The organism is Sphingomonas bacterium, assembly GCF_903643035.1.
Lineage (GTDB): Bacteria > Pseudomonadota > Alphaproteobacteria > Sphingomonadales > Sphingomonadaceae > Sphingomonas.
The window spans coordinates 1-7,141 of the sequence record NZ_CAHJWW010000143.1; the positions used below are offsets into that span (position 1 = coordinate 1).

Below are 7,141 nucleotides of genomic sequence, written 5' to 3' on the forward strand. Positions count from 1 at the left end.
CGCTGGTGCGCTGGCGGCGCGATCGGCCGGACGCGGTGGTCGGGCGGCTGGCGGTGCCGATCGCGGTGACGGTCGCCGCCCTGCTCGCCGGTTGGCTCGGGGACGTGCCGCTGCTGCCGCTGCTGGGCCTTGCGGTGTCGGCGGGGCTGGCGGTGGCGAGCGTGGCGCCGCTGTGGCGACGGAACCTGGTGCGCACGCCGCTGTTCACCTGGGGCATGGTCGTCGCGCATCTGGGCATCGCGGTCGCGCTGGCCGGGATGGCCTGCGACAGTGCCTTTACCCGCGAGACGCTGGTCGCCGCCCGGCCCGGCGAGGGGCACAGGGTCGGGCCGTGGCTTGTGACGTTCGACGGCGTGGCGCCGCGGGTGGGCGCAAACTGGTCCGCGGTCGAGGCCAGGCTGACCGCGACGTGCGACGACACCACGCTCGTTCTGCATCCCCAGTCCCGCTTTTTCGCCGATCCGCCCACGACCACCGCAGAGAGTGCGATCGCGACCCGGCTCGACGGACAGCTCTATACGGTGCTGGGGGCTCCGGACGGGGAAGGTCGCTGGCAGTTGCGCCTGTGGTGGAAGCCGTTCGTGACGCTGATCTGGGCGGGCGGCGCGCTGGTCGCGATCGGCGGTGCGCTGTCGCTCGTCGGCCGCGTGACCCGTGAACGACGCGCGCGCGAGCGGGATGGCTGGCGGTACTGGACGGCATGAGGCGCTGGCTGCTTTGGGTTCCGCTGGCAGTGTTCGCGGGATTGGTGGCGCTGACGGTATATGGCCTGAGGCGACCGGCCGATCGGACGGTCTACTCGCGCATGATCGGTCAGCCGGTGCCGGCCTTTGTCGCGCCGGCCATGCTGCCCGGCCGGCCGGGCCTGGCGAGCGCAACGCTGCATGGGCGCGTGCGGCTGGTGAACGTCTTTGCCAGTTGGTGCATCCCCTGCGCGGCGGAGGCGCCGCAACTGGCGACGCTGAAGGCGCGGGGCGTGGAGGTCGACGGGCTGGCGGTACGTGACACGCCGACGGCGGTGGCTGATTTTCTAGCCCGCTACGGCGATCCCTACGCCAGAATAGGCGACGACCGCGAGGCGCGCGTGCAACTCGCGCTGGGATCGTCAGGCGTACCGGAAAGCTTCGTCGTCGATGGTTCGGGCCGGATCATGGACCAGCATGTCGGCGACATCCGTCCCGAGGATGTGTCCGCTATCGTCGCAGCTGTACGGGCCGCACGATGAAGCGGATCGCCGTCATCGCGGCGCTGGCGCTGGCGCCCGCGGTTCTCCCCGCTCGGGCCGACACGCCGTTGCCGCCGGCAGGGCTCGCCAATCGGGCGCTGTCCGACCCGCGGCAGGAGATGGCGGCCAAGGCCTTGATGGGCGAGCTGCGCTGTCTCGTGTGCCAGGGCCAGTCGATCGCCGACAGCGACGCCGATCTTGCCGGTGACATGCGCGCGCTGGTGCGGGAGCGGATCCGTGCCGGGCGAACGCCCGAACAGGTCCGTGGCTGGCTCATATCCCGTTACGGTGACTATGTAAGTTACGACCCGCCTTTCGATGCCGTGACCGCGCCGCTGTGGCTCGCGCCGCTGCTGTTGCTCGGCATCGGCGTCTTGGTCGCGCGCAGCAGCTTCCGGCGGCGAACGCGCGGCTGATGGGGTATGTATCGCTCGTCCTGCTCGGCGCAGCGGCCGCGGCGCTCCTTTGGCGCCTGGGCGTTGCGCGATCGCTTTGGAGCATGGGCATCGCGGCCTTGATGTTGGGTGCGGCCGGCTATGCGCTCCAGGGACGACCATTGCTGTCAGGGCGCCCGACGCGGGCGAATGCGCAACCGCTGGAGGTGGATGCCGGCCTGATCGATCTGCGTGGCGACCTGTTCGGCCGCTACACTGTAGATGCGGCATATCTTACATGGGGAGACGCCATGTTGCGCGCGGGCGATGCCGGCGCGGCGGTACAGGTGATCCTCGGTGGTATCCGTAGGTATCCGGGTAGTGTGGAGCTTTGGACGGGTCTTGGCACTACGCTAGCGATCCACGACGGCAATCAGATGTCGCCACCGGCATTACTGGCGTTTCAGCGCGCCATACGTTTGTCGCCGGGTCATCCCGGCCCACCGTTCTTCGCAGGGCTCGTCTACGTCCGTGCCGGGCGGTTCGCCGAAGCGGAACCATATTGGCGAAGAGCTTTGGCGCTCACGCTCACAAACCAGCCTTATCGCGCGCAGATGCAGACACGCCTGGCATTGCTTCACGCCTATCTAGGTCAGCCAAGCCAGTGACCATGAGGGTCACTCCAGTCGCTGCTTGGGTATTTCCGGTAGATACTCAAGTCTTATCGAAGGAATGTAGCTTCCGCCGTGATGGAAGCTACATATGAAGTGGTCGGACTAGTATGTCGCCAGCATCGATAGTCCTGGGCTACTTGCCTCGACCGGTCTTGTCTTGAAGCTCATCGATCTTCTTGGATGCATCGCCCTTGGTCAAGTCACCATCAAACTCCTCATGCGCTTCCTCGCTCAGCGTCTTGAGATAGCTTGCCTGCGCACCCGTCATCGGCTCGCCGCCCGTGGTCCAGTCGCTTGGATCCTTCACGGCGTTGGACGTGGGATGCGATTTGGGGTTCTCGGTCTCGCTCATCATGAGGTCCTTTCAATTCGTATAACCGCCACGTTCCTCATCCGTTCCACGGCTTGGAACGGCAGGTCGAGCGTTTCGGCAGTCGCCTTACAGCGAGTCCTGCCGTTCATCCGTTTGGCCCGCGGCGAGGGGTGGATCGGATCGCCTGTCCCAACAAGGCGGCGTCGCGGCGGCAATCAAGGACGCGTATCTGATTCTTCTGGCTGTCTCCACGCGCATCGTGGCTTCTAGATTGATCTGTGCAATCGTCATAACTGCGGTCGACCGGCAAAGTCCCGTTGCGGGGCGAAGCCCGCGGGTGTATCTGCGCGTGCGGCGCTACTCGGGGGCGGTACGCTGCAACTCCAACCGTTATGACCTGCCCTCTTGAGGTTCCGCTCGGGCCGTGAGCATGGACAAGCACGGCGTCGCCATCCCGGCGTCCGTTTCCCTGTCGTCAGAGGCGACGCACCATCGCGACCCGCTTCTGAAGCTGGCCGTGGGCGCGATCGGCATCGTGTTCGGCGACATCGGCACCAGCCCGCTCTACGCCTTTCGCGAGACGTTCGCCGGCCACCATCGATTGGCGGTCGACCCACCCCATATCATGGGTGTCGTCAGCCTGATGTTCTGGTCGATGATGATCGTCGTCACGCTGAAATACGTCACGATAATCATGCGGGCCGACAACAAGGGCGAGGGTGGCAGTCTGGCGCTGCTCGCGCTGGTGTCGCATCACACCAAGACGAAGCGCTGGACGAAAGGCATCATCCTGCTCGGCGTCTTTGCGACCGCGCTGTTCTATGGCGACAGCATGATCACGCCCGCCGTATCGGTGTTGTCGGCGGTGGAGGGTGTAGCGATCGTCGCACCCGGCTTCGGCGCGCTGGTGCTGCCGATCAGTCTCGTCATCCTGGTCGCGCTGTTCTCGATCCAGTCGAGCGGCACAGCGCGTGTGGGACTGTTCTTCGGACCGGTCATGCTGGTCTATTTTGTCGTCATCGCCGGTCTGGGACTTCTGTCGATCGTGCGGACGCCCGGGATCCTCTGGTCGCTGTCGCCGCATTACGCAGCGGAGTTCTTCGCGGCCGATCCGCGACGCGCGTTTCTGGCGCTCGGCTCCGTCGTGCTGGCGGTGACGGGCGCGGAGGCGCTATATTCCGACATGGGGCATTTCGGACGGAACCCGATCCGCGTCTCATGGCTGTTCTTCGTCCTGCCCGCGCTGATGCTCAACTACATGGGTCAGGGCGCGTTGCTGTTCCGGATGGGATCGTTGGCGCTGCAGAGCCCGTTCTACCTGCTGGCGACGCCTGGCCTCCGAGTGCCGCTGGTGGTCCTGGCGACGATGGCGGCGATCATCGCGAGTCAGGCGGTCATCACCGGTGCCTTTTCCGTCACGCAACAGGCGATCCAGCTCGGTTTCGTGCCTCGGCTGCGGATCGAGCATACCAGCGCACGGACTGCGGGGCAGATCTACATACCGCTCGTCAACTGGCTGCTGGCGTTCATGGTGATCCTGCTGGTCCTGTTCTTCCGCACCTCGTCCAACCTGACGAGCGCCTACGGTATCGCCGTCACGGGGGCGATGACGATCGACACCTGCCTGCTGACCGTCGCGATCTATCGTCTGTGGCACTGGCCCAAGGTGTACGCGATACCGCTGCTCAGCTTGTTCTTCCTGGTCGATCTTGCCTATCTGAGCGCGAACCTGACGAAGGTACGGGCGGGCGGATGGGTCCCGCTGCTGATCGCGACGGTCGTGTTCACCATCCTGACCACCTGGTCGAAGGGACGATCGCTCATGATCGCGCGGATGCGCGAGGCGGCGATGCCGGTGAAGGTCTTCATCCAGTCCGCCGCCAATGCCGCGGCCCGCGTGCCCGGCACCGCGGTGTTCATGACCTCGACGCCCGAAGGCGTACCCCATGCGCTGCTCCACAACCTCAAGCACAATCGCGTGCTGCACGAGCGGGTGGTTCTGTTGACCGTGCGGATCGCCGACACGCCGTTCGCCGTCGAGGCGGATCGGTTCGGGCACGAGGATCTGGGCGCGGGCTTCCATCGCGTCATCCTGCGCTATGGCTTCATGGAGGAGCCCGACGTGCCCGCGAGCCTGAAACGGCTCCACGGATGCGGCAAGGAGTTCCAGATGATGGAGACCAGCTTCTTCCTGTCGCGCCAGACGCTGCTGCCCGCCGAGCATCCCGGCATGTCGATCTGGCGCGAGAAGCTGTTCGCCTGGCTGCTGCGCAACGCCGAGAGCGCCATGGAGTTCTTTCGCCTGCCCACCAACCGCGTGGTCGAGCTGGGCAGCCAGGTCGAAATCTGATCGATGGCCGCGATGGACCCGGACACGGACCGAGATACGGACAGGGACATGGACGCACCGCCCGAAACGCTGCTCGCGCCCATTATCCTCACCGCGCTGCTGGCGCCCGAGGACCAGGCGTGGTTCGACGCCGCGCGCCGCGCGCATTTCCCGCCCGAGCGCAACCAGCTCGCCGCGCACCTGACGATGTTCCACCACCTGCCGCCCGCCATCGCGCCCGAACTCAAGCGGCGGCTGTCCCAGGCGACGCGCGGGGTGTCCGCGCCGCCCGCGCGGCTCGCGGGGCTGGTGTCGCTCGGGCGCGGCGTCGCCTACCGGATCGAGTCGCAGGAGCTGGCGGCGATCCGCGCCGACCTGGCCGACGCCTTTGCCCCGTTGCTGATGCCGCAGGACCGGCAGGGGTGGCGCGCGCACGTCACCATCCAGAACAAGGTGGAGCCGGCCGCGGCAAGGGCGCTGCTGGCGCACCTTCAGGCCGGCTTCGTCGCGCGCCCGGTCCGGATCGCGGGCCTCGCCAGCTGGTGGTACCGCGGCGGCCCATGGGAAGCGCTGTCGCGCCACATGTTCGCCTGAAGGAAGGATGGCGTGGCTTGGCGCGGCGTTCGGCTGGAGGCGGCGGCACATGTTCGCTTGACCGTGTGAGACCCCCTTTCTATGGGGTCGCCACCCCGCCGTTGGGCGGCGCCACCTCGGTGGACTTGGGGCGAAGTAGCTCAGCTGGTTAGAGCACGGGAATCATAATCCTGGGGTCGGGGGTTCAAGTCCCTCCTTCGCTACCAACGGAACCGCGACTCGATGGATGAGCTTTCCCTCGCCGTCGTGGGCATCGACTTCCCCAATCGCGACGGCAGCAACAGGCGCTTCGAGCTCCTGCAATGCAATCCCGGCGACCCCGTCGGGTTGCGACCGGAGCCGCGAAACCCGCACGACCGCTTCGCCGTCGCGGTGCTGAGCGCGCGCGGGCACCAGATCGGCTATCTCACCGCGGAACGCGCGCCGTGGATCGGCGGACGGCTGCGCGCGGGCGAGGAAGTCATCGCCGTGTTCCAGGAGGTCAGCGGTAGCGCCGCCACGATCCGCATCGCGTTCGGCGGGCGCGTGCCGACGTTGCCCCCCGCCCGCGACCAGCCGCCGCCGGCGGACGACTTCCCGCCCGATCCCGACGGACCGCTATGGGGCGCCTGACACGCTCCTAGGGCACTCGCCGTGCCGAGACGATCCGCACCGGTTCCGCCAGCATCTCGCCCTTGAAGGTTCCGCCGGCGCTGGTGGCCGAGTCGAGGATGCGCTCGACGACGTCCAGCCCCTCGACGACATGGCCGAACGCTGCATAGCCCGCGTTGTCGCCGGGCTGAGTCGGATCCGCGTCGAGCGATGGCTGGTCGCCCAGGTTGATCGTGAAGTCTCCGCGCGCGCTGCCCGGCGCCAGCCGCGCGACCGAGATCGCGCCGTCCATGTGGGTGACGCCGGTCGGCGTCGAGGGCTCGTGCACGATCGGCGGGAGGACGCGTCCGGGGGCGTTTTGCACCCCGAACTGCACGAAGCCGAACCGTGGGGCGACCTTGACGGTGCGGTAGAAGACCGTCCCGTCGAGCCGGTGCCCGTCGACATAGCGCAGGAAATTGGCGGTCGTGACCGGCGCCCGGTCCTTCTCCAGATCGAGGACGATCCGCCCGCCGCCGGTAACGAGCGCCACGCGCACCATGCCGGGCGCGGGCGCGGGCGCGGGCAGGGGCGTCGAGGCGGGTGCAGGTGACGCCTTCGGAGGCGGCGGGACGTCCTGACGCATCGCGAGCAGGGCGAGTATCGGCAGGATCACGTCAGTTCCCCCTCGAACAGGCGGCCGGGATCGTTGAGCACCAGCATCGCGTCGGGCCGCGCAAGCGCGACCAGGGTCAGGTCGTGCGCGCGCGCATGGTCGATCGCAAGGCTGGTCGGCGCGGAGATGCCCATCAGCAGGGCCGCACGGGCGACCAGCGCCTTGTCGACCATCTCGAAGCTGATCCGCGAGGTGACCAGGAGGAAAGCGGGTGGCGGGACCGCCATCTCCGCCAAGGCCAGATGACCGACGAGCTTGTCGAGCGCGTTGTGCCGGCCGACGTCCTCGAACGCCGCGATGACGCCGCCCGTCCGGTCGCACGCGGCGGCGGCGTGGACCGCGCCGGTCGCGGCGTTGAGCGGCTGGTGCTCGCGCAGGGCCGCGAG

At 67.6% G+C, this 7,141-nt stretch carries 10 protein-coding genes and 1 tRNA gene; 8 read left to right on the top strand and 3 right to left on the bottom strand.

What is annotated here, in order from left to right:
- The 4 genes from HUV01_RS09955 to HUV01_RS09970 all read left to right on the top strand — a co-directional run.
- A partial coding sequence (locus tag HUV01_RS09955; RefSeq protein WP_302480040.1) for a cytochrome c-type biogenesis CcmF C-terminal domain-containing protein occupies positions 1-704 on the top strand: 704 nt, incomplete at its 5' end.
- Positions 701-1,225, top strand: a complete 525-nt coding sequence (locus tag HUV01_RS09960; protein WP_174298117.1) for a redoxin family protein — start codon at positions 701-703, stop codon at positions 1,223-1,225. The genes HUV01_RS09955 and HUV01_RS09960, both read left to right, overlap by 4 nt.
- Positions 1,222-1,641, top strand: coding sequence for a cytochrome c-type biogenesis protein (locus HUV01_RS09965; protein WP_174298118.1), 420 nt, complete (start codon positions 1,222-1,224; stop codon positions 1,639-1,641). The genes HUV01_RS09960 and HUV01_RS09965 overlap by 4 nt, the downstream gene beginning before the upstream one ends.
- On the top strand, positions 1,641-2,267 hold the full coding sequence (locus tag HUV01_RS09970; protein WP_174298119.1) for a tetratricopeptide repeat protein: 627 nt from the start codon (positions 1,641-1,643) through the stop codon (positions 2,265-2,267). The genes HUV01_RS09965 and HUV01_RS09970 overlap by 1 nt, the downstream gene beginning before the upstream one ends.
- A gap of 139 nt (positions 2,268-2,406) precedes the next feature.
- Here the strand turns inward: HUV01_RS09970 and HUV01_RS09975 are convergent, their stop codons facing one another.
- On the bottom strand, positions 2,407-2,625 hold the full coding sequence (locus HUV01_RS09975) for a DUF3072 domain-containing protein (RefSeq protein WP_174298120.1): 219 nt from the start codon (positions 2,623-2,625) through the stop codon (positions 2,407-2,409).
- Between the two features lie 391 nt (positions 2,626-3,016).
- On the opposite strand from HUV01_RS09975, the gene HUV01_RS09980 reads away from it, so the two are divergent.
- From HUV01_RS09980 to HUV01_RS09995, 4 genes are all read left to right on the top strand, one after another.
- Positions 3,017-4,936, top strand: coding sequence for a potassium transporter Kup (locus tag HUV01_RS09980; RefSeq protein ID WP_174298124.1), 1,920 nt, complete (start codon positions 3,017-3,019; stop codon positions 4,934-4,936).
- A 48-nt stretch (positions 4,937-4,984) separates the two neighbouring features.
- Positions 4,985-5,509, top strand: a complete 525-nt coding sequence (locus tag HUV01_RS09985; protein WP_174298121.1) for a 2'-5' RNA ligase family protein — start codon at positions 4,985-4,987, stop codon at positions 5,507-5,509.
- Between the two features lie 129 nt (positions 5,510-5,638).
- Positions 5,639-5,715: transfer RNA gene (locus tag HUV01_RS09990), tRNA-Met, on the top strand.
- A gap of 16 nt (positions 5,716-5,731) precedes the next feature.
- The gene (locus HUV01_RS09995; protein WP_174298122.1) at positions 5,732-6,121 is read left to right on the top strand and encodes an HIRAN domain-containing protein; all 390 of its coding nucleotides are present in this window, start codon (positions 5,732-5,734) and stop codon (positions 6,119-6,121) included.
- A gap of 7 nt (positions 6,122-6,128) precedes the next feature.
- Here the strand turns inward: HUV01_RS09995 and HUV01_RS10000 are convergent, their stop codons facing one another.
- Together HUV01_RS10000 and HUV01_RS10005 are read right to left on the bottom strand one after the other, a co-directional pair.
- On the bottom strand, positions 6,129-6,725 hold the full coding sequence (locus HUV01_RS10000; RefSeq protein ID WP_174298125.1) for a peptidylprolyl isomerase: 597 nt from the start codon (positions 6,723-6,725) through the stop codon (positions 6,129-6,131).
- 26 nt (positions 6,726-6,751) lie between these two features.
- The coding region (locus HUV01_RS10005) for a formate dehydrogenase accessory sulfurtransferase FdhD (protein ID WP_174298123.1) at positions 6,752-7,141 on the bottom strand (390 nt) is incomplete at its 5' end.

What these genes read in the sequence shown, in the direction of transcription:
- HUV01_RS09960 (WP_174298117.1), top strand. Translation starts at nt 701, where the DNA reads ATGAGGCGCTGGCTGCTTTGGGTTCCGCTGGCAGTGTTCGCGGGATTG.
- HUV01_RS09980 (WP_174298124.1), top strand. Translation starts at nt 3,017, where the DNA reads ATGGACAAGCACGGCGTCGCCATCCCGGCGTCCGTTTCCCTGTCGTCA.
- HUV01_RS09995 (WP_174298122.1), top strand. Translation starts at nt 5,732, where the DNA reads ATGGATGAGCTTTCCCTCGCCGTCGTGGGCATCGACTTCCCCAATCGC.
- HUV01_RS09970 (WP_174298119.1), top strand. Translation starts at nt 1,641, where the DNA reads ATGGGGTATGTATCGCTCGTCCTGCTCGGCGCAGCGGCCGCGGCGCTC.
- HUV01_RS09975 (WP_174298120.1), bottom strand. Translation starts at nt 2,625, where the DNA reads ATGAGCGAGACCGAGAACCCCAAATCGCATCCCACGTCCAACGCCGTG.
- HUV01_RS09965 (WP_174298118.1), top strand. Translation starts at nt 1,222, where the DNA reads ATGAAGCGGATCGCCGTCATCGCGGCGCTGGCGCTGGCGCCCGCGGTT.
- HUV01_RS10000 (WP_174298125.1), bottom strand. Translation starts at nt 6,725, where the DNA reads ATGCGTCAGGACGTCCCGCCGCCTCCGAAGGCGTCACCTGCACCCGCC.
- HUV01_RS09985 (WP_174298121.1), top strand. Translation starts at nt 4,985, where the DNA reads ATGGACGCACCGCCCGAAACGCTGCTCGCGCCCATTATCCTCACCGCG.